The following is a 25,678-nucleotide window of genomic DNA, read 5'->3' on the forward strand; positions in this document are numbered from 1 at the left end:
CGGGGAGGAACAGTCGCGGCGTGCGGGAAACGCCCGTTCATTCACATAGTGCATGAGAGTTGCGCGATATGGCAAGCCCGTGCACCATGGCCGCACAGCAACCGAAGGACGACGATGACCTCACCCACTGCGCACTCGACGCGCGCACCCCGGCGTGGCCCGGGTGCCCCCCTGTCCGAGAGGGCGTTCCTGACGTTCCTGCTCGCTCCGGGCGTCGTGCTGCTGTGCGCGGTCGTGCTCTACCCGCTCATCCGCTCGCTGCTCTCGGCCTTCTTCGACGAGAGCCTGCTCTACCCGGGCATGGACTTCGTCGGGCTCGAGAATGTGCTCCAGGTGCTGCGAGATGACTTCGCGCGGCTCACGACGCAGACGCTCATCTTCACGATCGGCTCGACGGTCTTCCCGTTCGCGATCGGACTCGCGCTTGCGCTCGTGCTGAACCAGCGCTTCCGCGGGCAGGCCTACCTCCGCGGTGCGTTCCTCATCCCGTGGCTCATCCCGGGCGTCGTCGTCTCGTTCCTGTGGATGTGGATCTTCGACGCGAACTACGGGGTGCTCAACGGCATCCTCATGAGCCTCGGGCTCGCCGACTCGCCCGTCGCCTGGCTCTTCCAGACCGACACCGCGCGCGGCGCGCTCATCCTCGCCAAGACCTGGAACTCGTTCCCCTGGATCATGGTCATGCTCCTCGCAGGCCTCCAGACCGTGCCGACCGAGCTGCACGAGGCGGCCGCGATGGACGGCGCGGGCGTCGTGCGGCGCTTCTTCGCCGTCACGTGGCCGCACATCCGCGGCGTCGCGGGGCTCGTCGTGCTGCTCGAGTTCATCTGGAACTTCCAGCACTTCGACATGATCTTCGTGCTCACGGGCGGCGGCCCGGCCGGCACGACCGCGACCTACGCGACCGCGGTGTACGACGCGGCCTTCAAGGGATACGACCTCGGGCACGCGGGTGCGCTCGGCCTCGTGTGGATGGTGCTGCTCACGATCCTCACGGTCGTCTACGTCTGGCTCTCCGAACGCGGAGAGAAGAGCGAGAAGGGAGCGGCGCGATGACCGCCCTCGACGCCCGGGCGCTCGCGAGCGCCTCGACCACGCCTCGCGGCATCCGCAGACGGGGACGCGTGCGCTGGGGCATGTGGATCACGCTCGTGATCATCGCGCTCTTCACGTTCGCGCCCATCTACTGGCTCCTCGTGACGTCGATCACGCCCGATGCGCTCGTCTTCCGGTTCCCGCCGACGCTGTGGCCCAGCGAGATCACCCTCGACCACTACGCCGAGGTGCTCGGCAACCCCGCGATCTTCGGCTACCTCCGCAACAGCGTCATCGTCTCCGTGATCACGGCGATCCTGTCCGTCGTCGTGTCGATGTACATGGGCTACGCCTTCTCGAAGTACCGCTTCGCGGGCCGCAAGTCGCTCATGTACTTCGTACTCTCGAGCCAGATGTTCCCGCAGGCGCTCCTGCTCGTGACGCTCTATCTCGTCTTCGCGCAGTTCGGCCTGCTCAACACCTACCTCGCGCTCATCATCTCGTTCACGACGTTCACGCTGCCGCTGTGCGTATGGATGCTCAAGGGCTTCTTCGACGCGCTGCCCGACGACCTCATCGAGGCCGCACGCATCGACGGCGCGGGACCGTGGCGCATCTTCCACTCCGTGATCCTGCCGCTCGCGGCGCCCGGGCTCGTCGCCGCGGGCCTCTTCGCGTTCGTGCGCGGCTGGAACGACTTCATCTTCGCGCTGACGCTCGCCGGGCCCGACAAGCAGACGCTCCCGCCCGGTCTCGTCAACACGTTCATCAGCGAGGCGAGCACCTCGTGGCCGGCTCTCATGGCCGCGTCGCTGCTCGTGTCGGTGCCCGTGTGCGTCGCGTTCATCATGCTTCAGCGCTTCCTCGTCGGCGGGATCACCGCCGGCGCCGTCAAGGGCTGAGATCCCCGCACCACCCATCCCCATCACATGTTCGAAGGAGAATCATGACGCTCGAACTCTCACGCCGCGACATGCTGCGGTATTCGGCGATCGGCGCCGGCGCGCTGGCGCTGTTCGGTCTCGCCGGGTGCGCCCCTGCCGGGTCGCCCGCCCCGCCGCCGACGGGCTCCACTCCGACCGACTTCGCGTTCGGATCCTGGAGTCTCTCGGAGGACGCCGCGAAGCCGACCGTGCAGGCCGCGATGGACGCGTTCGGCTCATCGAAGAAGGTCTCGGTCTCGGGCGTGACCTACCCGTACAACGACTACCTCAACCAGCTCACCCTGCAGGTGCGCGGCGGGCAGTTCTCGGGCGCGGCTCAGCTCGACGTCGCGTGGCTGTCGGCGCTCGCGGCCCTCGGCAAGCTCAGCGACCTCTCGAGCCTCGCTCAGGGGCGCGGCTACACGAGCGCGGGCCTCGGCGCGGGACAGTACGACGGCACGCAGTATGGCCTCCCGTGGACGATCGGCGCGATCGGCCTCGTCGCCAACCAGGAGCTCTTCGACAAGGCGGGCGCCTCGCTCACGCCCGAGACGATCGAGGAGTTCGAGGACGGCCTGCGCGCCCTCAAGGGCATCGGCGTCATCCCCTACGCCGCCTCGACGAAGGCCGCCCAGCTCAAGGACATCTTCGTGTGGATGCAGACCTTCGGCTCGCCCATCATCGAGGACGGCAAGACGACCGTCGGCGACGAGGCGTCGGTCAAGGCAGCCGAGTGGTACAAGAAGCTCTACGACGACGGCCTCATCGCCCCCGACGTGGACCGCGCCGCGGCTCGCACGCTCTTCGCGCAGGGCGCCACGGCGCTCTACGACGACGCCCCCGTCGGCAAGTCGGCCGTGCTCAACCAGTCGCCCGACTCGGGCCTCGGCGACAAGATGACCTCGATGGCGCGCCCCGTGCTCAAGAAGGGCGACACGCCGCAGCACGTGCTGTGGGGCCACCTCGTGGTCGTCGTCGACGGCGAGGGCGCGGGCACCGCGGCCGAGTTCGCGCAGTGGCTCACGAGCGACGAGAAGCAGACCGTCTCGTACTTCGAGGCGCTCGGGCTGCCGCCGACGACGGATGCGGCGCTCGCCTCCGACGCCGTGGCCGCGAACACCTACGTGAGCGACTTCACGACGCGCGTCACGGCCACCGCGAAGCCGAGCCCGCTGTGGGTCTACCCCGGCTACGCCCAGATGGAGACGGCCGTCGCCGAGCAGGTGCAGGCCGTGCTCATCGGGCAGTCGTCGGCATCCGACGCCATGAAGGCCGCGGGCTCGACCATCTCGGGCCTCATCCGCTGACCCGGCCCCGCACCGACCACCCCACCCGCCGCCGACCCAGGACACCATGCGCACTCAGACCATCGACTCGGACATCACCGTCATCGGGGGAGGGCTTGCCGGAGTCTGCGCCGCCATCAGCGCGGCCAGGCTCGGCAAGACCGTCGCCCTGATCGGCAACCGACCGGTGCTCGGAGGCAACTCGTCCTCGGAGGTCAGGGTGTGGGTGGTCGGCGCGACCGCCCACGGCATCCAGCGGTTCGCGCGCGAGAGCGGCGTCATCGGCGAGCTCTACGTGGAGAACCAGTACCGCAACCCCGAGGGCAATCCCATCATCTGGGACGAGGTCGTCATGGACGCGGTGCGGGCCGAGCCCAACATCCGGCTGTTCCTCAACACGGATGTGCGCGAGGTCGACGCGGGCGACGTCGACGGCGAGCGCGTCGTGCGATCGGTGCGCGGCTGGACGATGGGCTCGGAGCTGTGGACCGAGTTCCGCAGCCCCTACTTCCTCGACTGCACGGGCGATGGCCTCATCGGCCACCTGGCGGGGGCCGAGTACCGGCTCGGCCGCGAGGCTCGCGACGAGTTCGGCGAGTCGTGGGCGCCCGAGGTCGCGGATGAGGAGTTCCTCGGATCGACGATCCTCTTCTACACGAAGGACCTCGGCCGACCGGTCAAGTTCGTCGCGCCCGACTCGGCGAAGGACATCACGCAGACGCCCATCCCGACCTCGCGCATCCTGCGCAGCGGCGACTCGGGCGCCCACTACTGGTGGATCGAGTGGGGCGGGATGCTCGACATCGTCCACGACAACGAGCGCATCCGCGACGAGCTGCGCTCCGTCATCTTCGGCATCTGGGACTACATCAAGAACTCCGGCAGGTTCGAGGCCGAGACGCTCGACCTCGAGTGGGTCGGCGCGCTGCCCGGCAAGCGCGAGTACCGGCGCTTCCTCGGCGACCACGTGCTGACGCAGAACGACATCCTCGACCAGACCGAGTTCGACGACGCCGTCGCGTTCGGTGGCTGGTCGATCGACCTGCACCCCGTCGAGGGCATGTACGCGACGGAGGCGGGCGCGCACCAGCGCTACTCCGACGGCATCTACGGCATCCCGTTCCGCAGCTACTACTCGCGCAACGTCGCGAACCTGCTCATGGCGGGGCGCGACATCTCGGCGAGCCACGTCGCGTTCGGCTCCTCGCGCGTCATGGCGACGTGCGGCGCGGGGGGCGAGGCGGCCGGCACGGGGGCCGCCCTCGCGCTCGACCTCGGCGTGCGCCCGCGCGAGCTCGCGGCGACGCACGCCGCCGAGCTGCGCCAGCTGCTGCTGCGGCAGGACGCGTCGGTGTTCGGCGTGCGCAACGAGGACCCCGACGACCTCGCCTTGCGCGCCCGCGTCGAGGCCTCGAGCGTCGCGCGGTCGATCGACCCCGCCGAGTTCGCACCGGGCGGCGACGACCGCGTGCTCCCGCTCACGCGCGACGTCGGGCTGCTCGTGCCCGTCGACCCGCGTCTCGAGGCGATCCAGCTGCTCATGCGCGTGCCTGCGGATGCCGAGCTCGAGTTCTCGCTGTGGACGACCGGCAGGCCGCAGAACGCCGTGCCGATCGACGAGCGCCTGCGCACGCGTGTCGCCGTCGCCGGATCACCCGATCCCCAGTGGGTGCGCGTGCCGTTCGAGTGGAACCCCCAGCAGCCTGAGAGCGTCGTCGTCGTCGCCGAGGCACACGAGGGCGTCGAGTTGCTCTACCGCGCCGCGCAGGTGCCGGGCGTGCTGACGCTCGTGCACGCGCCGCAGGCCGACGGCGACGCCAACGTCGAGGTCGACGAGTCGGAGGCGCTTATCGCGTGGCCCGCGATCCCCATGCGCGGCCGCACGGTGCGCGCGCGGCTCGAGCCCGCGACCGAGGCCTTCGACGCCGCGAAGGCCGTCGGCGGCTACCAGCGCTACTACGGCGGGCCGCAGCTGTGGGCCTCGGCGCCCATCGCGGCCGATCGCCCCCAGGAGCTGCGGCTCGAATGGGACGAGCCCGTCGAGCTGCGTCAGCTGCGTGTCGTCTTCGACGACGACCAGGACGTCGAACTCAACACGCTGCACCACCACCGCACCCCCGACGAGGTGTTCCCCGAGCTCGTGCGCGACTACGTGCTCGAGGTGCGTCGCGGAGGCGGCTGGATCGAGGTCGCGCGTGTCGTCGACAACCGCCGACGCCAGCGCGTGCACGATCTCGACCCCGTCGAGACGGATGCGGCCCGCATCCGGGTGCTCGCGACGAACGGGGTCGGGCAGGCCCGCGTCGTCGCGCTCAGGGCCTACTGACCGCCGGCGCCGACGCCCGATCCGAAGCATCGATCAAAGGAGATCCCATGCGTGACCACCGCACGACCACCACGACCGCGCACCTCGCGCGTCGGCGCCCCCGGCGCGGGCTCGCGCTCGCGACGGCGGCCGGGCTCGTGGCGGCACTGCTCGGCGCCGTCGTCGTCGCGCCGGCCCACGCCGCCGACGGCGTGACGGTCCGCGTCGGCGACACGGGGTTCGCGACGACGGGCACGTGGCAGGTGAGCGCGGCGACGGATCCGGATGGCGCGCCGACGCGCTACACGACGGCCCTCGACGCGCGCGCGACCTGGACGTTCGTCGCACCCGAGGGGGGCGTGTACCGCCTCGAGGCGGCGATCCCCGACGTCGCCAACTCGGATCCCGCGGCGAGCTACACCGCGGCGGGCGGATCGGGTGCACCCGTGACGAGGATCGTCGATCAGACCGCGACGCGCGGCACGTGGGCGGTCATCGGAGCGGTCGAGCTCGCCGCGGGTCAGCAGGCCACGCTGAGCATCACGCGCGCGGCGAGCGGCACGGGCACCAACACGCGCGCGGGCTCGGCACGCCTCGTGCCCGACACCGAGATCGAGGTGCCGCCGCCGGGCGAGACGGGCCTGCCCTACTCCGAGACATGGTCGGGCGGCACGGCCGGCTGGACCCCGCTCTCGGGCAGCCTCGCATCCTGGAGCGTCGAGGGCGGCGAGGTCGATGCCGTCACGATCGACAACCTCACGGCGAACGCGGGCAGCTACGTGCGCCCGACCGCCGCGATCGCGCTGCCCGAGACCTACCGCATCCGCACCTCGGTGCGCCTCGACGAGATCGGCTCGAACGGCACGCTCTCGCTCCTCACCGACGTGCTCGCCCCCTACAGCCACGTCGCCCAGAACCTCGCCGTGCAGTTCGGCAGCGCGGGCGTCAAGATCGCCAAGCCCAACAGCAAGCTGACGGTGTGCAGCGGAGCGTCGCCCGTCGAGCTCGGCGAGTGGTTCCAGCTCGAGCTCACGCGCGCGAACGGCATCCTCGCGGTGCGCGTCAACAGCGAGCTCGTGGCGTCGGTCGCGACGGATGCCGCGGGCGGCACGATCGCGCTCGGTGCGTATCGTGTCGACGCGCGGTTCGGCGGCATCGGCGTCGAGGAGCTCGACACCGCGCCCGCCGACCACCCCGCGACGGCCGCCGGATGCACGTGGACGCCGTCGACCGGCGCGGGAGCGGCCCAGCCCGTCATCATCAACCAGACGGGCTACGACCTGGGCGGGCCCAAGCGCTTCACCGCCCCCCACGCGCTCGACGGCGAGACCTTCGAGGTCGTCGACGCCGCCGACGCGGTCGTCTACAGCGGCACCGTGACGAGCCAGGTGGGCGACTTCAGCGGCTTCGACCCCGCATCCACGGGTCCCTTCCGCATCCTCGTGCACGGCACCGCCGGCGAGGGCGAGTCGTACGAGTTCGGCATCGGCGCCAACTGGACGGAGCGCGTGAGCTACCACAACGCCGTCGCGTTCATGACCGACGTGCGGTGCTTCTTCGGCGAGCTCACGGGCCGGCGCCTCGACGGCACCGACCCCGAGTGCATGCGCGGTCTCGGCTGGCGCGACTCGCACCAGATGTCGTTCGAGCTGCCCGCTCTCGTCGACCTCTACCTCGCCAACCCGAGCGCGATCGAGGCGATCCGCATGCCCGACGCGGTCTACGAGGGGCTCGAGTACCCGACGGCGGGCGACGCCCCCGAGATCGCGCGCCTCATCGCGTGGGGCGCCGAGATCTACCTGCGCGGCCAGTACGACAACACGCTCGTCAAGGAGCAGCTCGCGTCGTTCCTGTGGGCGTATCCCGAGCTCTCGGAGTGGATCCCCGAGCGGCTGTACACGGACGTGCGCGAGTACCTGTTCCCGATCTGGACGAAGCCGACGTACAGCCGCTACCAGTGGCACGACTACACCGCGCACACCGCCGACCTCACGCAGGTCTACACGCAGCTCGGCACCGGCAAGGGCGACTTCCCCATCGGGCACTCCATCATCCCCAACCTGCGCATGTGGCAGGTCGCCGAGCGCGAGGCGCGCCCGGATGCCGACGTCTACCGCGCGGCCGCGATCGCGCAGGCCGCGTGGATCATCGACAACGTCGACGTGGCCGATCCGCTCGTGACGAAGGGCCAGCGCCAGGCGGAGTACCACCTCATGACCTCGCTCGCGACGCTCGGCGCGATGGTGCCCGCGGGCGACCGTCCCGCCGGTCTGGGCGCCTTCGCGGAGCGTTGGGCAGACGTCGCGATCGAGCGCTCGGCCAACATGTGGGACTTCCACCGCTACAGCGACGACCGCTGGACGATCCCCTCCTTCACGGGCGGCGGCGCAGGCGAGGACCCCAACGAGTCGGGCAACCTGCTCGGCTTCCCGGCGGCGGCGCTCGCAGCCGCGACGCTCATCGGCGACGAGGCGACGAACGCGCGTCTCGGCGAGATCGCGCAGGCGCAGATCGACAACATCTTCGGGCGCAACCCGACGGGTCGCGCAGCGCAGTACCGCATCGCGGATCCCGAGCTCGCGTTCGAGGGGCTCGACCTCGGCTGGTTCTCCGAGTACCAGGGCGGGTACGGCCTGCTGCAGGGCGCGCACGGCGTGTTCGACGGCAGCCCGAAGAACGGCCACTATCCGTTCAACCCGGGGGTCGCGAACATCGGTCACACCGAGGGCTGGGTGACCTTCACGACGGCCTGGCTCGAGTCGCTCGCGTGGCGCGCGTACACCTCGACCGAGGTGTCGATCGACGCGTCGACGGTCGCCGCCGACGGCCGCGTCGGGGTCACCCTGCGTGCGCCGCTCAACATGGATGCCGCGGGCGGCAACACGGGCGAGGTGCTCGTGTCGGTGGACGGTGCCGAGCCCACGGCGCTGACCGTCACGCAGACGGGGGTCAACGCACTCGACTACACCGCCATGCTCGACGTCGCATCGCTCGGGGCGACGGAGGGAGACACCGTCACGGTGTCGTACGGGCTCGGCTCGTTCACGCGCTCGGCGACGTTCACCGTGACGGCCGAGGGCGAGGAGCCCGGCGGTCCCGGCGAGGAGCAGCCGCCGACCACGGTGCCCCCCATCGTCGATCCCGCCGACGCCGACGCGTCGCTCGAGCTCGACGCCGGGCACTTCCGCCTGGCCGACGGCAGGCTCATCGCCGACCTGGGCGCAGCCGCGGCGGGAAAGTGGTTCTTCGCGGTCGTGCACTCCGACCCGGTGGCGCTCGGCTGGTTCCGAGCGGATGCGACGGGTCGCGTGGTCGTGCCGGTGCCGGCGGGTCTGCCGGCCGGTGGGCACACGCTGCAGCTCTACGACGCATCCGGCGCGCTCGTGGCATGGGGCGCTTTCACGATCGCGGCCGCGCCGGGCGACGCGGACCTCGCCGCCACGGGCGTCCCCCTCGGCGCGGCCTCCCTCGCCGTGCTGCTCGCGGGTGGCGCCATCCTCTCGGGCCTCATCCTCCGACGCCGCCGCCACCTGTCGGCCTGACCGCATCACGAAGGAATGCACATGACCACGTCACGCATGACGCTCCGCCGGGGCACCGCCGCCCTCGCGGGGACAGCACTGCTCGCGACCCTCGGGCTCGCGAGCGCCGAGAGCGCGACCGCGGCGGACGCAGCGACCGTCGTCGCGACGACGCAGAGCCCCGGCTACACCGAGGTCGGCGCGTGGACGACCGCGCGCGACGCGAGCTACGGCGGCATCCAGCCGCGGTACTCCCGCACGGCGGGCGACACCGCGAGCTGGCAGCTCGAGGCGCCCGCCGCGAGCCGCTACCAGCTCGGCACGTACTTCACGGCATCCGTCGACAACGGCACGAAGACGTCGTACAGCTGGACGACGACGGGCGGCGACTCGGGCGGACCCGTGCTCGTCGACCAGACGCGCAACGGCGGAACGTGGAACGCGCTCGGTACGGTCGACCTCGACGCGGGTGAGATCGTGACGCTCACGGTCACCGCGAGCACCGGGGTGGCCGTCACGAATCCGAGCCTCAACGCGATCACGCGCGCGGATGCCGTGCGCATCGCGCCCCTCGGCGCGGCGTGCGGCACCGTCACGGCGACCCCCGCGCCCGTCGAGGCGGCGCCCGCTGATCACGGTGCCTACACGCTCGCGCAGACGGGCACGACCGTGCGCATCGACGCGGGCCCCTGGGCCATGACGATCGACCGGGCGGGCTTCCGCTACGGCTTCGAGCGCGGTGGCGCGAGCATCGCGCCCGCACACCCCACGACGGGTCTGCTGCTCGGCTCGGATGCGACCGAGCTGTGCGGCGCGGTATCGGCCGACGTCGCGTCGGCGGACGCCGACGGGGTCGACTTCTCGGTGCTGTTCTCGAACGGCCGCACGGCGACCGTGCACGTCGGCGCGACCGGCACGAGCGCCGACATCGACGTCGTGCCGACGGGCGGGACGGCATCCGTCATCCGCGCGCAGCTCGCGGGCGGAATGAACCCCGCGTACGGTCTCGGCGACCTCGGCGGGTGGCGCAGCGACCTCAACGTCTACGGCGTCAAGGATCTCGACTACTACGCGCAGCAGAGCGACGGCACGACCGAGCAGCGCTTCGTCTCGAACTTCGCGGTGTTCCCCGATCGCGGCTTCGCCGAGGTGGCGTTCGACAACGGGCACCTCGCCGTGCAGATCGACGGCTCGGCGACGCTGCTCGGCGTCACGGGTGCGCGCATGGACGGGCTGCACTACTTCTTCGGCGACATGGAGACGATCTACGCGTCCTACAAGCAGGCGCGTGAGGCCGCCGGCTACCGGGACGCGCGGCCCGACCAGACGTTCTTCGGCGTCGGCTACGAGTCCTACGGGGCGCTCGGCTACAACACGAACCAGGCGACCATCACGCAATCGGTCACCGACTACCTCGCGAAGGGGTTCCCCATCCGCTGGGCGGTCACGGGATCCGGGTTCTGGCCGTACGTGGGCTCGGCGCAGGGCACGACCTCGAGCTTCGGCATGTGGGGCGAGAAGTACCCCGACCCCGACGCCTACAAGCAGTTCTTCGCCGACAACGACATCGCGCTCATCCTCGGTCTGCGGCAGTCGTTCCCGGCGCTCCCGGCCGACGGCGGCACGTACGACCCCGCGAAGGACGGCCCCTTCGTGCAGGAGGCGCTCGACGCGGGCTATTTCCTCGAGGGCGACGACGGGCGTCCGCTCACCTTCTCGACGATCTCGTTCCCGAGCGGCCGGGTCTACCTCATCGACCCCGATAACGCGGATGCCGTCGCCTGGTTCGTCGAGCACGAGCGGTTGTGGGAGGCCGACGGCTTTAAGGAGGACCACATGTTCAACGCGACCGCCAACAACGCGTTCGCGAGGAACGACCTCGTCAACGGGATCGACGCGGCGCTCGCCGACGACGGCGCCCTCATGATGGTGCGCAACAGCGCGTACTCGGTGCCCGGCTCGATCCTGCGCATCAACGACACCGACTACAACCAGGGCGCGGGAGACCGCGACCGCACGGTCATCAACTCCCTCGCGTTCTCGGCGAGCGGTCAGGCGAACTACTACCCCGACATCGTCGGCGGGCGCATCATGGCCGACCTCGCGACGAACACCGACAAGCAGAAGTACCTCGCGCGCAACGCGATGTACGCCGCGATGTCGCCGTCGATGTCGTTCGGCAACGAGCCGTGGGTCATGAGCGACTCCTCGCTCGTCGACGCCACGCTCAAGGCCGCTCAGTGGCACGAGGAGTACCTGCCGTACATCTACTCCGCCGCGATCTCGTCGTACGAGACCGGCTACCCCTCGACCGCGACGCCGCTGCCGATCGCCTACCCGGGCGACGCCGCGACCTACGGCCTCGTCTCGAAGGCGGCGCGGCAGTACGAGTGGCTCATGGGCCCGTCGCTCCTCGTCGCACCGCTCTACGGCTCGGATGCGACCACGGCGACAGCGCGTGACGTGTACCTGCCCGCGGGGCAGTGGATGGACATCGAGACGGGGGAGACCTTCACGGGACCCACGACCCTCACTGCCTACCCGCAGCCCTTCGGCAAGATCCCCGCGTTCGTCGGGCGCGACGGCGTGCTCGTGCACCACGCGGGCTCGGGCGTCGAGGCGCAGGTCTTCCCGATGGCGGCGGAGGGCGTCGAGTACACGACCGTCGGCGACGACGGGGTGACGAAGGGCAGCATCCGCATCGAGACCGCGTCGCTCTCCGATGTCGTCGGGCGCGACATCGTCGTGCGCGACGGCTCGGGCGCCGAGGTCGAGGCGACGGTCGACGCGACCACGGGGGCGCTCGAGTTCCCGATCGCGTACGGCGAGCACTACGTCGTCGAGGACCGGGACGCGGATCCGGGCACGGATCCCGGTACCGACCCCGGCGCCGACCCGGGCTCGCAGGCTCCTGACACGCACATCGAGCCGATCGACCCCGCGGACCTCGACGCCGCGGCCGAGCTCGAGGCGGGACAGCTCCACCTCGTCGGTCGCGAGCTCGTCGCCGAGCTCGGGGCGTCCGCGGCGGGCGAGTGGTTCTACGCCGTCGCCCACTCGGACCCCACGCGCATCGGCTGGTTCCGCGCCGACGCATCCGGGGTCGTACGGGTGCCCGTGCCGTCGAGTCTCGCGGCGGGCGCGCACACGCTCTCGCTCTACGCGGCCGACGGTTCGCTCGCCGCGTGGGGGCGCTTCACGCTCGCGGCCGCCCCGGGCGACGGGCTCGCGAGCACGGGGGCCGCGGGCGTCGGCTGGCTCGCTGCGCTCGCGGCGTTCTCCTTCCTCGCGGGCGCCGGGCTGCTCGTGCGCGCCCGACGGCGCGAGGCGCGCATGCAGCGCTGAGACCAGCGCGCCGGTCCGATGCCGGCGCGCGGGCGGGTCGTGGGGCGTTCTTCGCGGGTCCCCCCACGACCCGCCACCCTTCACGCCCGCGTACCCTTGACCGCGTGAAGGTTCTCGCGGCGATGAGCGGCGGCGTCGACAGCGCCGTCGCGGCCGCGCGCGCGGTCGAGGCGGGCCACGAGGTCGTCGGCGTGCACCTCGCGCTCAGCCGGATGCCGGGCACGCTCCGCACCGGATCGCGCGGATGCTGCACGATCGAGGACTCGATGGACGCCCGCCGCGCCGCCGCGAAGCTCGGCATCCCCTTCTACGTGTGGGACTTCTCGGAGCGGTTCCGCGCCGACGTCGTCGACGACTTCGTCGCCGAGTACGCGGCCGGCCGCACCCCCAACCCGTGCATGCGCTGCAACGAGCGCATCAAGTTCGCGGCGCTGCTCGACAAGGCGCTCGCGCTCGGCTTCGACGCCGTCGTCACGGGCCACTACGCCGAGGTGCGTCAGGGGGCCGACGGCCCCGAGCTGCACCGCGCCGCCGCGTGGGCGAAGGACCAGTCGTACGTGCTCGGCGTGCTCACCGCCGAGCAGCTCGCGCACGCGTGGTTCCCGCTCGGCGCGACGCCGTCGAAGGCGGAGGTGCGCGCCGAGGCCGAGGCCCGCGGGCTCTCGGTCGCCGCGAAGCCTGACAGCCACGACATCTGCTTCATCCCCGACGGCGACACGCGCGGCTGGCTCGCCGACCACCTCCCCAGCGAGGCCCGTGGTGCCGAGGACGGCGCCATCCTCGACCGCGAGGGCAACCGCATCGGCACGCATCCGGGCGCCGCCGCCTTCACCGTCGGGCAGCGCAAGGGCCTCAACATCGGCTACCCGGCACCCGACGGCCGCCCGCGCTTCGTGCTCGAGGTGCGTCCCAAGACCAACGAGGTCGTCGTCGGCCCGCGCGAGGCGCTCGCCGTCTCCGAGCTCGCAGGTTCCCGCCACACCTGGGCCGGTGCCGAGCCGACGGATGCCGCGGCCGGCTTCGCGTGCGAGGTGCAGGTGCGCGCGCACGCCGACCCCGTGCCCGCCGTGGCCCGCGTCGACGGGGGTGAGCTCGTCATCCGCGTCGACGAGCCCATCGAGGGCGTCGCGCCGGGGCAGACCGCGGTGGTGTACGTCGGCACGCGCGTCGTGGGGCAGTGCACGATCGACCGCACGGTGTCGGCCGTGCCGGTGGGTGCCTGAGTTCTCACGGGCTGGTTTCGACACGCGGCTCCGCCGCTACTCAACCAGCGAGTGATGCCGCTGGTTGAGTAGCCCGCGCAGCGGGCGTGTCGAAACCAGCCCGGCGATCAACCCTCCTCCGCGCAGCGGGCGTGTCGAAACCAGCCCGCGTCAACCCCCGCGCCGCCGTCGTACCCCGCCCGTAGGCTGATCGCGTGGCACAGGGTGAGGACATCGACCAGGTTCCCGAGCAGACGCGCGAGACGCTCCAGCGCGCCCACGCCGAAGCCGAGGCGCTGACGGCCCGCATCATCGAGCTGCGCGAGGCGTACTACGAGCGCGACACGACGCTCGTCGACGACGCGGAGTACGACGCGATGATGCGCCGCCTCGAGGAGCTCGAGCGCGTCTTCCCCGAGCTGCAGAGCCAGGACTCGCCCACGCAGACGGTCGGCGGGGGAGTGCAGGCGGGCGGTCTCGACACCATCCAGCACGCCGAGCGGATGCTGTCGCTCGACAACGTGTTCTCGGCCGAGGAGCTGCGCGACTGGTGCGTCAAGACGCAGACCGCCGCGGGTCGGCAGGTGCACTGGCTCACCGAGCTCAAGATCGACGGCCTCGCCATCAACCTGCGCTACGAGAACGGTGTGCTCACGTCGGCGGCCACGCGCGGCGACGGCCGCGTCGGCGAGATCGTGACCGAGAACGCGCTGCGGCTCGCCGACATCCCGGAGCGGCTCTCGGGCTCCGACCACCCGGCGATCGTCGAAGTGCGCGGCGAGGTCTTCATCCCCGTGAAGTCGTTCGAAGAGCTCAACGCGTTGCAGGCCGAGCTGCGCGAGCGCGTCGTGGCCGAGGCCGAGCAGCGCGCCGCCGCCCGGAACGCCGAGTTCGACCGCGAGAAGGCCGAGACGGGAGCCGCGCGCCGCTTCCCCGCCTTCGCGAACCCGCGCAATGCGGCATCCGGCGGTCTGCGCCAGCAGCTCGACAAGAAGGACGGCCTCGAGCTCGAGGCGGCGCTCGCGCGCATCGGCTCGCTGCGCCTCTACGTGCACGGCATCGGCGCGTGGCCCGACCCGCCCGTCTCGGCGCAGAGCGAGATCTACGACATCCTCCAGGGCTGGGGCCTCCCCACGACGCCCTACAGCAAGGTGAGCGCCGACATCGACGAGGTGCTCGCCTACGTCGAGCACTACGGCGAGCACCGTCACGACGTCGAGCACGAGATCGACGGGATCGTCGTCAAGGTCGACGAGCTCGCCCTCCACGACGAGCTCGGCGCCACGAGCCGCGCGCCCCGCTGGGCCATCGCCTACAAGTACCCGCCCGAGCAGGTGCAGACGAAGCTGCTCGACATCGTCGTCTCGGTCGGTCGCACGGGCCGTGCCACCCCGTTCGCCGTCATGCAGCCCGTGCGGGTCGCGGGCTCGACGGTGCGGCAGGCGACCCTCCACAACCAGGACGTCGTGAAGGCGAAGGGCGTGCTCATCGGCGACACGGTCGTGCTGCGCAAAGCCGGCGACGTGATCCCCGAGGTGCTCGGCCCCGTCGACGAGCTGCGCGACGGCACCGAGCGCGAGTTCGTGATGCCCGAGAACTGCCCCGAGTGCGGCACCCCCCTCGCCCCCGCGAAGGAGGGCGACATCGACCTGCGCTGCCCCAACGCGCGCGCCTGCCCCGCCCAGGTACGCGGCCGCGTCGAGCACATCGGCTCGCGCGGCGCGCTCGACATCGAGGGCCTCGGCGAGGTGAGCGCCGCCGCGCTCACGCAGGCGGAGGTCGGCGCACCCCTCGAGACCGAGGCGGGCCTCTTCGACCTCACCCTCGAGCAGCTCATGCCCATCGAGGTCGTCGTGCGCGACGCCGAGACGGGCGAGCGCAAGGTGCTGCCCGACGGCTCGTTCGATGTGCGCGCCCCGTTCCGCAAGATCGTGCAGCACGCGCGCAAGGGTCAGGATGTCGTGGAGGGCCCGTCGGAGGTCGCCAAGACCCTGCTCGCCGAGCTCGAGAAGGCGAAGACGAAGGAGCTGTGGCGCTTCCTCGTCGCGCTCAACATCCGCCACGTCGGGCCGGTCGCCGCCCGCGCTCTGGCCGACTGGTTCGGCTCGCTCGACGCGATCCGCTCCGCGAGCCGCGACGAGCTCGCGGCGGTCGACGGCGTGGGCGGCATCATCGCTGACGCCGTGCTCGACTGGTTCGCGGTCGACTGGCACGTCGAGATCGTCGAGCGCTGGGCGGCCGCGGGCGTCCCGTGGGCCACGCCCGGGCATCCGGGACCGGGCAAGGCGGCGGCCGTCGACGGTCCGCTCTCGGGGCTCACGATCGTCGTCACCGGCGCGATGCCCGAGCACTCGCGCGACGAGGCGCAGGAGGCCGTCATCCGCGCCGGCGGCAAGCCCGCGTCGAGCGTCAGCAAGAAGACCGACTTCGTCGTCATCGGACCCGGCGCGGGCTCGAAGGCCACGAAGGCGGCCGACCTCGGCCTGCCCATCGTCGACGCCGACGACTTCAGCCGCTTCCTCGCGGAGGGGCCCTCGATCCTCGGTTGAGAGCCCGTTTTCAGCCCGCTCTCGGCGTTGTCTAAGTAACGGTCAGGTTTCCGACCTCCGTGAGGGGTGCATGCCGACGGTAGAATGCCCCATCCGCTGCTGTGAGCTACTGGGAAGGGCAAACAGCTGTTCGAGATCGCCTTGCTGCTCGTCGCCCCGGTGACCCACACCGGGGCCGTCGGCGTGCCCTGGAGCGTGGTCGGCGAGGCCCCCGCCTACCTGCAGTCGGACCCCGTGGGCGGCCCCTCGACCCCGATCGACGCCCTGCAGGGCATCGCGCTCCTCGACCGGCTCGACTCGATGCCGCGCGGCGACGTGCGCGCGTTCCTCCAGGCCAACCCGGATGCCGTGCGCACGATGCTCGCGTCGCCCCCGAGCGCATCCGCCGTCGCCGCCTGGTGGGACAGCGCGCCCGCCTCGGGGCGCGGCATTCTGCGCTCGCTCGCGCCGCAGCTCGTCGGCAACCTGGAGGGCGTGCCGTACCGCGCCCGCGACCTCGCCAACCGCGACGTGCTCCAGGCGGCCGATGAGCAGCTCGAGACGCGACTCGGGGGCGTCATCGGACGCGCCGAGCGCGAGGAGCTCGAGGCGCGCCGCCACATGCTGCGCGAGGTCGAGCAGGCGCTCGAGGCGGGCGAGGACCGACGCCTCATCGGGCTCGACGTCACCGGCGAGGGGCGCGCGATCGTCGCGGTCGGCGACGTCTCGCACGCCGATTACGTGACCTACCTCGTGCCCGGCATGTTCTTCGGCGTCGACGCGCAGATCGAGGCGTGGACGGCCACCGCGCAAGACCTCGTCGACGAGCAGGAGCGGCGCCTCGCCGCCGCCGGACGCAGCGGCACCGTCGCCGCCGTCGCGTGGATCGGCTACACCACCCCCAGCCTCGTCAACGTCGCCTCGATGGAGCTCGCACGCGAGGGGCGGGATGCGCTCACCGCCTCCCTGCAGGGGCTGCGGGCCGAGCGCGGCGACGACCAGCCGCACCTCGCCGTGCTCGCCCACTCCTACGGCTCCACCGCCGCGCTCCTGTCGCTCGAGGAGCACGACGTGAACGTCGACGCCCTCGCGGTCGTCGGTTCGCCCGGCAGCCCCGCACGCCACGCGTCCGAACTGCACGTGACGGGCGGCAACGTGTGGGTCGGGGCGGCCGAGTGGGACCCGATCCCCGCATCCGGCGTCTTCGGCAGCCAGCCCGCGTCGCGCGCCTACGGGGCGAAGCTGTTCTCGGTGGCGCCCGGGGTCGACCCCGCCACGGGGGAGACGCTCGGCGGGGCCGTCACCCACAACGACTACTTCGCGCGCGGCAGCATGTCGCTGCGCAACCTCGCGCTCATCGCGATCGGCGAGGGCGCGCAGGTGATCGGGCCCGACCACTCGCGCGGGGACTTCGCGCGGGCGCACACGCGCATCCGCTGATCGCGCATCCGGTGACCGCGCATCCGGTGACCGCGCATCCGGTGACCGCGCATCCGCGGACCGCGCCGGTCGTCGCCCCCGTGACCGGGGCCCCGCGCACGCCCTCGTAGGATGGAGGGCGTGTCTGAGATCACCCCTGACCTCGTGCGCCACCTGGCGCACCTCTCGCGCATCGGGCTGACCGACGAGGAGGTGGAGCGCCTCACGGGCGAGCTCGGCCAGATCGTCGACGCGGTGGCCACCGTGCGCCAGGTGGCGACCCCCGACGTGCCCGCCACGAGCCACCCGATCGCCCTCGGCACCGTCACGCGTCCCGACGTCGTCGGCCGCACGCTCACGCCCGACGAGGCGCTCGCGGGCGCACCGGAGCGCGACGGCGACTTCTTCAAGGTCACCTCGATCCTGGGGGAGGAGCAGTGAGCCTCGTCACCAAGTCCGCCGCGGAGCTCGCGGCCATGCTCGACGCAGGTGAGGTGTCGAGCGTCGAGGTCACGCAGGCGCACCTCGACCGCATCGCCGGGGTCGACGGCGCCGTGCACGCGTACCTGCACATCAACGAGCAGGCGATCGACACCGCCGCCGCGATCGACAAGAAGCGCGCCGAGGGCACCGCATCCGGTCTCGCCGGTGTGCCCGTCGCCATCAAGGACGTGCTCTGCACGCTCGACATGCCTTCCACCTCGGGCTCCAAGATCCTCGAGGGCTGGGTGCCGCCGTACGACGCGACCGTCGTCGCCCGGATGCGCGCGGCCGGCCTCGTGCCGCTCGGCAAGACCAACATGGACGAGTTCGCGATGGGCTCCTCCACCGAGCACTCGGCCTACGGCAACACCCACAACCCGTGGGACCTCACCCGCATCCCCGGCGGATCGGGCGGCGGCTCGGCCGCGGCCGTCTCGGCGTTCGAGGCCCCGCTCGCGCTCGGCTCCGACACGGGCGGTTCGATCCGCCAGCCGGCGGCCGTCACCGGCTCGGTCGGTGTGAAGCCCACCTACGGCGGCGTCTCGCGCTACGGCGCGATCGCGCTCGCGTCGTCGCTCGACCAGGTCGGCCCCGTGACCCGGACGGTGCTCGACGCGGGCCTGCTGCACGACGTCATCGGCGGGCACGACCCGCACGACTCGACGTCGATCCCGGATGCGTGGCCGTCGTTCGCCGAGGCCGCACGCGCCGGTCGGCGCGAGGGTGCGCTCAAGGGCCTCCGTGTCGGCATCGTGACCGAGCTCGCGGGCGGTGAGGGCTTCCAGCCCGGCGTCGTGCAGCGCTTCGAGGAGTCGCTCGCGCTGCTCGAGGCCGAGGGCGCGGAGCTCGTGCCGGTCTCGGCCCCGTCGTTCCAGTACGCGATCGCCGCGTACTACCTGATCCTCCCCGCGGAGGCGTCGAGCAACCTCGCGAAGTTCGATTCGGTGCGCTTCGGTCTGCGGGTGACGCCCGACGGCCAGCCGACCGTCGAGGACGTCATGTCGGCGACGCGCGAGGCGGGCTTCGGCGACGAGGTGAAGCGCCGCATCATCCTCGGCACCTATGCCCTCTCGGCGGGCTACTACGACGCCTACTACGGTTCGGCGCAGAAGGTGCGCACGCTCATCCAGCGCGACTTCTCGGCCGCCTTCGAGAAGGTGGACGTGCTCGCGACGCCGTCGGCGCCGACGACGGCGTTCCCGCTCGGCTCGAAGGTCGACGACCCGCTCGCGATGTACCTCAACGACCTCACGACGATCCCCGCGAACCTCGCGGGTGTTCCCGGCATCTCGCTGCCCTCGGGTCTCGCACCCGAGGACGGGCTGCCGGTCGGCATCCAGTTCATGGCGCCGGCTCGTGAGGACGCGCGGCTCTACACCGTGGGTGCGGCGCTCGAGCAGCTGCTCGAAGCGAAGTGGGGTGGCCCCCTCCTCGCCCAGGCCCCGTCGCTCGCCTGACCCGCTGGTTGAGTAGCGCCAACGGCGCGTATCGAAACCCGCCCCCCGCCTCACTCAGCGGCCGCTCGGTCGTCCGCGAACGCCCGGCGGGCGGTGAACCACCACCCGTACGCGGCGGCCGCGGCCGCGAGCGGGGAGGCGAGGGCGCCCGCCGAGAATCCGAGAGTCGCCCCCTGGAGCGCATCGCCGCGCCACGAGGTGGCCCCGATCAGCAGCCCGACGAGCGCGCCCATGACGACCGCGGCGGCTGCCCCGAGTGCGGCGTGACTGAGCACGTGCGGCCACCGTCGCTTCTCGCGCGTGAGTCGTCGCCCGACGAGTCGCGCGAGCGGGGCGAAGGCGAAGCCGGCGAGCGTCGTGGTGGGCACGATCCCGATGAGCCACCCGGTCGCGACGAGGTAGAGCGAGAAGGTGGCGTAGGTGGAGTCGAACGCGAGCAGCACGATGATCGCGACGACCGGTGTCGCGAGCCCGAAGGCCACGCACGCGGCCATCACTCCGCGCGCGAGCTCCCCGCGGGTGAACGCCATCGGCTCTTCGGCGGTGCGCGGTCCGGGCGAGGCGGAGGGCTGTTCCATGTTCCGACCCTCCTCGCCTGGTGGGCCCGGCGGCAGGGCCTATCGGCCCGTGGGCGACGTCGGGAGGCGCTGTGTGCCGGTCAGCGGCGGCGGGCGTGGGCCGCGTCGCGTGCGCCGAGGCGGCCAGCTTCGCGGATCCAGCCCGCCCGCTGCTCCGGGGTCGAGAACCGCACCTTCATGAACCTCGTGATGCCGCGCACGCGGATGCCGCAGTACTCGAGCGTTGCGCGGGCGAGCGAGGTCTCGGCGGCGTTGCGGTACCGCATCCGGTTCCACCAGGCGGGGCCGTCGGCGGTCATGAGGATGCGGGCGGTGCGTCCGGCGAGCAGGCGGCGGGGGATCTGGCCGGTGCGGTAGCGGAAGGCGACCCCGGAGAGCACGACGCGGTCGAGGTAGGCCTTGAGGGCGGCGGGGTAGGTGCCCCACCACTGCGGGAAGAGGATGACGACGTGTTCGGCCCATACGAGGTCGTCGATCAGTTCGCGTACGACCGGCTCGAGCGGGGTGGTGTCGCCGTCCCATGCGCGCAGCTGCTCCCGCGCGTCGGTGTGGGGGATGCGGATGGCGGCGAGGTCGTGCACACGCACCTCGGCTGCAGGGCGGGCGTGTTCGACGTAGGCGGCGGCGAGGGCGTGGTTGAGGCTGCCGGCGATGGGGTGGCCGATGACGACGAGGATGCGGCGAGGGTCGTGGTTCGTCGTGGCGGTTCCGGTGTCGGTCGGGCTCGTGAGCGTCATGGGGGTGTCCTCTCGTGTGCGGTGGTGCGTGCGGGGTGGTGCCGGTGGACCGTGGGTGTGGGCGGCCGCAGGCGCGCCGGATACCGCCGGAGTGGTCCGGCGGCGTGCGGGCGTTTCGGCTGGGTCGGGCGGTTGGCTGCCCGGTGGTCAGCTGCCGGGTGGCGTTTCGGCTTTGCGGATGAAGATGTCGAGGATGGCGCGGAGTCGTTCGTTGAGTTCGTCGGTCTCGCCGGCGGGGAGTTCGTGGAGGGCGGCCGCGAACTCGCGTTCGAGCATGGCGGTGGCGTCGCCGACGAGCCGTTGTGCGGTCGGGGTGAGGTTGACGATGACGCGTCGGGCGTGGTGGGGGTCGCTGCCGAGCTCGATCCAGCCGTCTTTCACGAGCCCGTCGAGCCGTTTGGAAACGGCGGCTTTCGACACCATGAGGCACTCGGCGAGGGTTGTGACGTCGGGTTCGTCGAGCGTCGAGGTGACGGCGAGGAAGTGGTACTGGCTGTAGCTGATGCCGAAGTGCTCGCGCACGAGCTCTTCGGCGAAGCCGTCGATGCGGTAGACGAGCTCGTGCAAGGTGACGGCGATGCCTTGTCCGATGAGCTGCATGCGATGAGTTAACTGGTTGACACTGCAGTTGTCAACCGGTTGACACTGTCGGGTCGCTCAGCGTGTGAGGAGCGGTGGTCAGCATGCGGCGACTCGGCGGCGCGCGCGGGCGGCGAAGACGGCTGTTATGCCCGCGAGGAGTGCGACGACCGCGGCGATCGTCAGCTGCCAGGAGGTGTCGGCGCCGGTCTCGGCGAGGGTCGGCTCGGGCTCCGCCGCCGGCGGCGGCGCGACGGCGGGCAGGGTGCGCACCGTGAGCGACTCGAACCAGTGGCCGGCGGTCTGATCCGGCACGATCGTGATCACGGTGCGGCCGTTGAGCGAGGCTCCGGGGCTCTCGGGGGTCGCCCACAGCCGACCCGTGGCGTCGAAGTCGGCGCCCCAGATGCGCAGCGTGCTCGTGACGTGGTTCACGGTCGTGCCGTCGTAGATGTAGAGGCCGCCAGCGTGTGCGAACAGCCACCAGTCGCCCGAGAGCGGGTCGAGCGCGATCGCGGCGGTCTCGACGGGCAGCTCGGTCACGAGGGTCAGGGTGGCGTTCGTCGGGTCGACGGTCGCGAGCATGTACGGATCGCCGGTGCCGTTGTTCCGGCACGAGGCGTAGAGCACGCCCCCGCTGTAGTCGAGCCCGCGGCAGTCGGACGGGAGGCCGAGGTGCGTGAGGCCGCCGATCACGACGGGCGCCTCGCCGATGCCGACGCGGAGGAGGCGATGCGGCGTGAAGTCGATCGCGTATCCGCGGCCGTCGGCGTCGAGGTCGATCCCGACGACTTCGGTGGGGGCGACGACGTCGCTTCCGAGTGCGTACGTGCCGGCGGCGGACGCAGTCGCGAGCGTGCCGGTGAACCACTCCGAGCTGTAGCCCGCGTACTCGGGGTCGGCCGCGGCGGGCGCGGCGGTGGCGGGAGCTGCAGCGATGGTTCCGGATACGGCGGGGAGCAGCAAGGCGGCGGTAGCGAGCGCAGCGCGGAGGGAGCGGGAGTGCACGGGTTTCCTCGAGTGTCGTAGTGCTGCGCGTCGGGGGCCGGCTGCGGGTGGGTTGACGGGTCCGCAGCCAGACTGGCATAGGCGCGTCGCGCCCTCCAACTCGGACCGCCCGGGCTGACCGCCGAGCCCCCTAACCGCCGCACCCCGCGCTGTCAACGGGCTGTTCACATCCGCCCCCCTCCCGTCGAATGGATACGGACCGAAGGAGAACAACATGGCTCAGATCACCGAGAGCATCGACGTCGACGTGCCCGTCACGACCGCCTACAACCAGTGGACGCAGTTCGAGTCGTTCCCGCACTTCCTGCAGGAGGTCGAGAGCATTACGCAGCTCGACGACACGCACGTGCGGTGGAAGGTGAACGTGGGCGGTGCCGAGCGCGAGTTCGACACCGAGATCACCGAGCAGCACCCGGATGAGCGGGTCGCCTGGAAGAGCATCGGCGGCGACACCGAGCACGCGGGCGTCGTGACGTTCCACAAGCTGAGCGACACCTCGAGCCGCGTGACGGCGCAGATCGACTGGGAGCCGCAGGGTGCGCTCGAGACGGTCGGCTCGTGGGTCGGCGCGGGCACGCACGCCGTCAAGAAGGACCTCGAGAACTTCAAGGAGTTCATCGAGAAGCGCGGCACCGAGACCGGTGCCTGGCGCGGCGACGTCGAGAACTGACGCACCGGGGCCTGGCGCGACCGCGGTCGCGTCGTGGTAGCGGAGGCGGCATCCGAGCCCGTTGGGGGGCCTCGGATGCCGCCTCTCCGCGTTCGGGAGCCCCCGCCGCCCAGCGCGCCCGGCCTAAGCCCCGCCCCGCGCCTCCGCCGCGTGCCGCGCCTCCAACGCGTCGAGGATCAGCTCGAGCCCGACCTCGAACTCGTCGCCGTAGCTGTAGTCGCGCCCGGCGATCATCGTCTGCACCATCTCGGTCATGTGCGGGTAGCGTTCGGCAGCGATGGCGAGCTCCTCGGTGTAGGCCTCGACGCTCTCCCCGGGTGCGATCGGGAGGCGCTGCTCGGTGAGCACGAACCCGTACACGTAGGCGTCGACGAGCGAGAACGCGTGCGCCGCGAGCGTCACGCCGAGCCCACCCCGCCGCAGGTTGCCGAGCACGGCGTCGTGGAAGGCGAGCGTCGACTCCCCGGCGGCCCGACGCGACTCCACGAGGCCGAGCCCCCACGGGTGGGCGCTCAGCACCTCCCGCATCGACACCGCGCGGGCGCGGGTGCCCTCACGCCATCCGTCGTCGAGACCGGGGGCGCGGAAGCGCGCGAACACCCAGTCGGCGAGCTCGTCGAGCAGCTGCTCCTTGCCCGAGATGTGGTGGTAGAGCGACATCGCTTCGACGCCGAGCTGCCGTCCGACGCTGCGCATGCTGACGCCGGCGAGACCCGCTTCGTCGGCGACCGCGACGGCCGCGTCGATGATGCGTTCGCGCGTGAGGGGCTCGCGCGGAGCCCGTGTCGTGCCCGCCATCCGCACCTCCCGCTTGTGTTCTTACGCATGTAAGGCTAGCGTATCGGCCGTCAGGCTTACAGGTGTAAGGAGAGCGGATGCGCGCGGTCGTCGTCGAGAGGTACGGGCCCCCCGAGGTGGCCCGGGTGGTCGAGGTTGCGACCCCCGAGCCCCGGCCGGGCGAGGTGCTCGTGCGGGTGCACGCGGCGGCCGTCACGAGCGGCGACGCGCGGATGCGGGCGGGCGAGTTCCCTCCCGGCTTCGCGCTGCCCGCTCGGCTCGCGATCGGCATCCGCGGCCCCCGGGTGCGGGTGCTCGGCGTCGCGTTCTCGGGGGAGGTCGCGGTGCTCGGCCCCGGGGTCGCCGAGCTCGCGGTCGGCGATCGCGTCGCGGGCATGACGGGGGCCGGCTGCGGCGCGCACGCCGAGTACGTGCGCGTGAAGGCGGCGCGTGCGCGGCGGACGCCGGACGGGCTGGGCTTCGACGCCGCAGCCGCGGTGCTGTTCGGGGGCAGCACCGCCCTCGACTACCTCGATGCGAAGGCGGCCCTCACGGAGCGGGGTGAAGGGGCGCGTGTGCTCGTCAACGGTGCCTCAGGCGCCGTCGGCTCCGCCGCCGTGCAGCTCGCGCACCACCTCGGCGCCCACGTCACCGCGGTCACGAGCGCCGCCAACGCGGATTTCGTACGCGGCCTCGGCGCCGACCGCGCCGTCGACTACCGCAGCACGCCTCTCGAGGCGCTCGCGGCATCCGGTGAGCGGTTCGACGTCGTGCTCGACGCGGTCGGCAACCTGAGCCCGGCGACGGGTCGCCCGCTGCTCGCCGACGGGGGAGCGCTGCTGCTCGCGGTCGCGAGCCTCGGCCAGACGATCGGCGCGCGCGGGAACGTGAAGGCGGGCCCCGCATCCGAGAAGCCCGAGCACCTGAGCCGCGTGCTGCAGCTCGCGGCCGACGGCGTCTTCGCACCGCTCATCGAGGCGAGCCACCCGCTCGACGAGATCGCGCAGGTGTACGCGCGGATCGACTCTGGCCGCAAGGTCGGCAACATCGTCGTGCTCCCGCAGGACGCGCGATGAGCGCGCCGCTCTTCGCCGATCGGCGTGAGCCTGCTCGTGAGCGCGTTCACCGTCTGGGTGGTGCTCACGGGGTTCAGAACGCCAGAGTGACGTCCGCGCGCCCGGCGCTCGCCTCGATGAGGCGGGCGTTCGGCTCGTCGACGTCGTTCGCCCACGCCTCGGCGGCCTCGCGCGTGCGCCCGAAGCGCATGTGCCGCTCGACGAGGCGCCGCATCCGCTCCTCGGGTGCGACGCGGATGAACCACGCGTCGTCGAGCAGCTCGCGCAGGCCCGCCCACGGCCCGTCGTCGAGCAGCAGGTAGTTGCCCTCGACGACGACGATGTCGGAGCTCGGGGGCACGACGGTGCCGGCGGCGATGGGCTGCTCGATCGAGCGGTCGAAGGTGGGCGCGTAGACGGGGCCGGAGGCGGTGCGGATGCGCGCGAGCAGCGCCGCGAGCCCCTCGGCATCGAAGGTGTCGGGCGCGCCCTTCCGCTCGGCGCGGCCAAGCAGCCCGAGCACGTGCTGCGAGTAGTGGAAGCCGTCCATCGGCACGAGGGCTGCGCGGGCGCCGAGCTCCGCGACGAGCGCCTCCGCGAGGGTCGACTTGCCGGCGCCGGGTGCCCCCGCGATGCCGATCAGCACGCGTGCGCCGCGGTCGTCGGCGAGCCGCCGGGCGCGGTCGGCGAGCTCTCTCGGGGACGGATGCGCGGCATCCGTCGGTCGGCTCTCGGTCACGCGTCCACGATGCCAGGTGCTCGGGGCGAGC

Annotated in this window: 19 protein-coding genes; 13 read left to right on the forward strand and 6 right to left on the reverse strand. The window is 71.9% G+C overall.

Annotated features, from left to right (window positions below):
• The first annotated feature begins 114 nt into the window (after positions 1-114).
• From H4J02_RS04915 to gatA, 11 genes are all read left to right on the forward strand, one after another.
• Positions 115-1,056, forward strand: a complete 942-nt coding sequence (locus tag H4J02_RS04915; RefSeq protein WP_187675984.1) for a carbohydrate ABC transporter permease — start codon at positions 115-117, stop codon at positions 1,054-1,056.
• A complete protein-coding gene (locus H4J02_RS04920; protein ID WP_187675985.1) occupies positions 1,053-1,937 on the forward strand; it encodes a carbohydrate ABC transporter permease in 885 nt (294 codons plus the stop codon). The genes H4J02_RS04915 and H4J02_RS04920 overlap by 4 nt, the downstream gene beginning before the upstream one ends.
• Before the next feature lie 44 nt (positions 1,938-1,981).
• A complete protein-coding gene (locus H4J02_RS04925; protein ID WP_187675986.1) occupies positions 1,982-3,265 on the forward strand; it encodes an ABC transporter substrate-binding protein in 1,284 nt (427 codons plus the stop codon).
• A gap of 46 nt (positions 3,266-3,311) precedes the next feature.
• Positions 3,312-5,570 carry an FAD-dependent oxidoreductase gene (locus H4J02_RS04930; protein ID WP_187675987.1) on the forward strand — a complete coding sequence of 753 codons (2,259 nt, stop codon included), beginning with the start codon at positions 3,312-3,314 and terminating at the stop codon, positions 5,568-5,570.
• A gap of 47 nt (positions 5,571-5,617) precedes the next feature.
• The gene (locus tag H4J02_RS04935; RefSeq protein ID WP_187675988.1) at positions 5,618-9,091 is read left to right on the forward strand and encodes a cellulase N-terminal Ig-like domain-containing protein; all 3,474 of its coding nucleotides are present in this window, start codon (positions 5,618-5,620) and stop codon (positions 9,089-9,091) included.
• 21 nt (positions 9,092-9,112) lie between these two features.
• Positions 9,113-12,415 (forward strand): TIM-barrel domain-containing protein, encoded by a 3,303-nt coding sequence (locus H4J02_RS04940; protein ID WP_187675989.1) that lies wholly within the window; start codon positions 9,113-9,115, stop codon positions 12,413-12,415.
• A gap of 104 nt (positions 12,416-12,519) precedes the next feature.
• On the forward strand, positions 12,520-13,638 hold the full coding sequence (gene mnmA, locus H4J02_RS04945) for a tRNA 2-thiouridine(34) synthase MnmA (RefSeq protein WP_187675990.1): 1,119 nt from the start codon (positions 12,520-12,522) through the stop codon (positions 13,636-13,638).
• A gap of 356 nt (positions 13,639-13,994) precedes the next feature.
• On the forward strand, positions 13,995-16,166 hold the full coding sequence (gene ligA, locus H4J02_RS04950; RefSeq protein ID WP_397420159.1) for an NAD-dependent DNA ligase LigA: 2,172 nt from the start codon (positions 13,995-13,997) through the stop codon (positions 16,164-16,166).
• 159 nt (positions 16,167-16,325) lie between these two features.
• A complete protein-coding gene (locus tag H4J02_RS04955) occupies positions 16,326-17,585 on the forward strand; it encodes an alpha/beta hydrolase (RefSeq protein ID WP_187675991.1) in 1,260 nt (419 codons plus the stop codon).
• 111 nt (positions 17,586-17,696) lie between these two features.
• Positions 17,697-18,005, forward strand: a complete 309-nt coding sequence (gene gatC, locus H4J02_RS04960) for an Asp-tRNA(Asn)/Glu-tRNA(Gln) amidotransferase subunit GatC (RefSeq protein WP_187675992.1) — start codon at positions 17,697-17,699, stop codon at positions 18,003-18,005.
• A gap of 35 nt (positions 18,006-18,040) precedes the next feature.
• On the forward strand, positions 18,041-19,504 hold the full coding sequence (gene gatA / locus H4J02_RS04965) for an Asp-tRNA(Asn)/Glu-tRNA(Gln) amidotransferase subunit GatA (protein ID WP_187676433.1): 1,464 nt from the start codon (positions 18,041-18,043) through the stop codon (positions 19,502-19,504).
• Between the two features lie 50 nt (positions 19,505-19,554).
• Here gatA and H4J02_RS04970 read toward each other — a convergent pair whose 3' ends face one another.
• From H4J02_RS04970 to H4J02_RS04985, 4 genes are all read right to left on the reverse strand, one after another.
• Positions 19,555-20,082, reverse strand: coding sequence for a hypothetical protein (locus H4J02_RS04970; RefSeq protein ID WP_187675993.1), 528 nt, complete (start codon positions 20,080-20,082; stop codon positions 19,555-19,557).
• Between the two features lie 80 nt (positions 20,083-20,162).
• Positions 20,163-20,819 carry an NAD(P)H-dependent oxidoreductase gene (locus H4J02_RS04975; RefSeq protein WP_187675994.1) on the reverse strand — a complete coding sequence of 219 codons (657 nt, stop codon included), beginning with the start codon at positions 20,817-20,819 and terminating at the stop codon, positions 20,163-20,165.
• A gap of 147 nt (positions 20,820-20,966) precedes the next feature.
• A complete protein-coding gene (locus H4J02_RS04980; RefSeq protein ID WP_187675995.1) occupies positions 20,967-21,419 on the reverse strand; it encodes a MarR family winged helix-turn-helix transcriptional regulator in 453 nt (150 codons plus the stop codon).
• A gap of 78 nt (positions 21,420-21,497) precedes the next feature.
• On the reverse strand, positions 21,498-22,406 hold the full coding sequence (locus H4J02_RS04985; protein WP_187675996.1) for a hypothetical protein: 909 nt from the start codon (positions 22,404-22,406) through the stop codon (positions 21,498-21,500).
• Between the two features lie 214 nt (positions 22,407-22,620).
• Here H4J02_RS04985 and H4J02_RS04990 point away from each other — a divergent pair, with 214 nt between their 5' ends.
• Positions 22,621-23,076 carry an SRPBCC family protein gene (locus tag H4J02_RS04990; RefSeq protein ID WP_187675997.1) on the forward strand — a complete coding sequence of 152 codons (456 nt, stop codon included), beginning with the start codon at positions 22,621-22,623 and terminating at the stop codon, positions 23,074-23,076.
• Between the two features lie 123 nt (positions 23,077-23,199).
• On the opposite strand, the gene H4J02_RS04995 is transcribed toward H4J02_RS04990, so the two are convergent.
• Positions 23,200-23,874, reverse strand: a complete 675-nt coding sequence (locus tag H4J02_RS04995) for a TetR/AcrR family transcriptional regulator C-terminal domain-containing protein (RefSeq protein WP_187675998.1) — start codon at positions 23,872-23,874, stop codon at positions 23,200-23,202.
• A gap of 77 nt (positions 23,875-23,951) precedes the next feature.
• Between H4J02_RS04995 and H4J02_RS05000 the strand changes: the two genes are divergently transcribed.
• A complete protein-coding gene (locus H4J02_RS05000; protein WP_187675999.1) occupies positions 23,952-24,929 on the forward strand; it encodes an NAD(P)-dependent alcohol dehydrogenase in 978 nt (325 codons plus the stop codon).
• A 73-nt stretch (positions 24,930-25,002) separates the two neighbouring features.
• Here the strand turns inward: H4J02_RS05000 and H4J02_RS05005 are convergent, their stop codons facing one another.
• On the reverse strand, positions 25,003-25,647 hold the full coding sequence (locus H4J02_RS05005; protein WP_187676000.1) for a nucleoside/nucleotide kinase family protein: 645 nt from the start codon (positions 25,645-25,647) through the stop codon (positions 25,003-25,005).
• Between the last annotated feature and the right edge of the window lie 31 nt (positions 25,648-25,678).

The organism is Protaetiibacter sp. SSC-01, from assembly GCF_014483895.1.
Classification (GTDB): domain Bacteria; phylum Actinomycetota; class Actinomycetes; order Actinomycetales; family Microbacteriaceae; genus Homoserinibacter.

Excerpts from the sequence above, each read along its gene's own strand:
- gatA (WP_187676433.1), top strand. The coding sequence starts at position 18,041 with ATGCTCGACGCAGGTGAGGTGTCGAGCGTCGAGGTCACGCAGGCGCAC.
- H4J02_RS04930 (WP_187675987.1), top strand. The coding sequence starts at position 3,312 with ATGCGCACTCAGACCATCGACTCGGACATCACCGTCATCGGGGGAGGG.
- H4J02_RS04940 (WP_187675989.1), top strand. The coding sequence starts at position 9,113 with ATGACCACGTCACGCATGACGCTCCGCCGGGGCACCGCCGCCCTCGCG.
- H4J02_RS04920 (WP_187675985.1), top strand. The coding sequence starts at position 1,053 with ATGACCGCCCTCGACGCCCGGGCGCTCGCGAGCGCCTCGACCACGCCT.
- H4J02_RS04980 (WP_187675995.1), bottom strand. The coding sequence starts at position 21,419 with ATGCAGCTCATCGGACAAGGCATCGCCGTCACCTTGCACGAGCTCGTC.
- H4J02_RS04935 (WP_187675988.1), top strand. The coding sequence starts at position 5,618 with ATGCGTGACCACCGCACGACCACCACGACCGCGCACCTCGCGCGTCGG.
- H4J02_RS04995 (WP_187675998.1), bottom strand. The coding sequence starts at position 23,874 with ATGGCGGGCACGACACGGGCTCCGCGCGAGCCCCTCACGCGCGAACGC.
- H4J02_RS05000 (WP_187675999.1), top strand. The coding sequence starts at position 23,952 with ATGCGCGCGGTCGTCGTCGAGAGGTACGGGCCCCCCGAGGTGGCCCGG.
- ligA (WP_397420159.1), top strand. The coding sequence starts at position 13,995 with ATGATGCGCCGCCTCGAGGAGCTCGAGCGCGTCTTCCCCGAGCTGCAG.
- H4J02_RS04925 (WP_187675986.1), top strand. The coding sequence starts at position 1,982 with ATGACGCTCGAACTCTCACGCCGCGACATGCTGCGGTATTCGGCGATC.
- H4J02_RS04970 (WP_187675993.1), bottom strand. The coding sequence starts at position 20,082 with ATGGAACAGCCCTCCGCCTCGCCCGGACCGCGCACCGCCGAAGAGCCG.
- gatC (WP_187675992.1), top strand. The coding sequence starts at position 17,697 with ATGGAGGGCGTGTCTGAGATCACCCCTGACCTCGTGCGCCACCTGGCG.
- H4J02_RS04915 (WP_187675984.1), top strand. The coding sequence starts at position 115 with ATGACCTCACCCACTGCGCACTCGACGCGCGCACCCCGGCGTGGCCCG.
- H4J02_RS04990 (WP_187675997.1), top strand. The coding sequence starts at position 22,621 with ATGGCTCAGATCACCGAGAGCATCGACGTCGACGTGCCCGTCACGACC.
- H4J02_RS04975 (WP_187675994.1), bottom strand. The coding sequence starts at position 20,819 with ATGACGCTCACGAGCCCGACCGACACCGGAACCGCCACGACGAACCAC.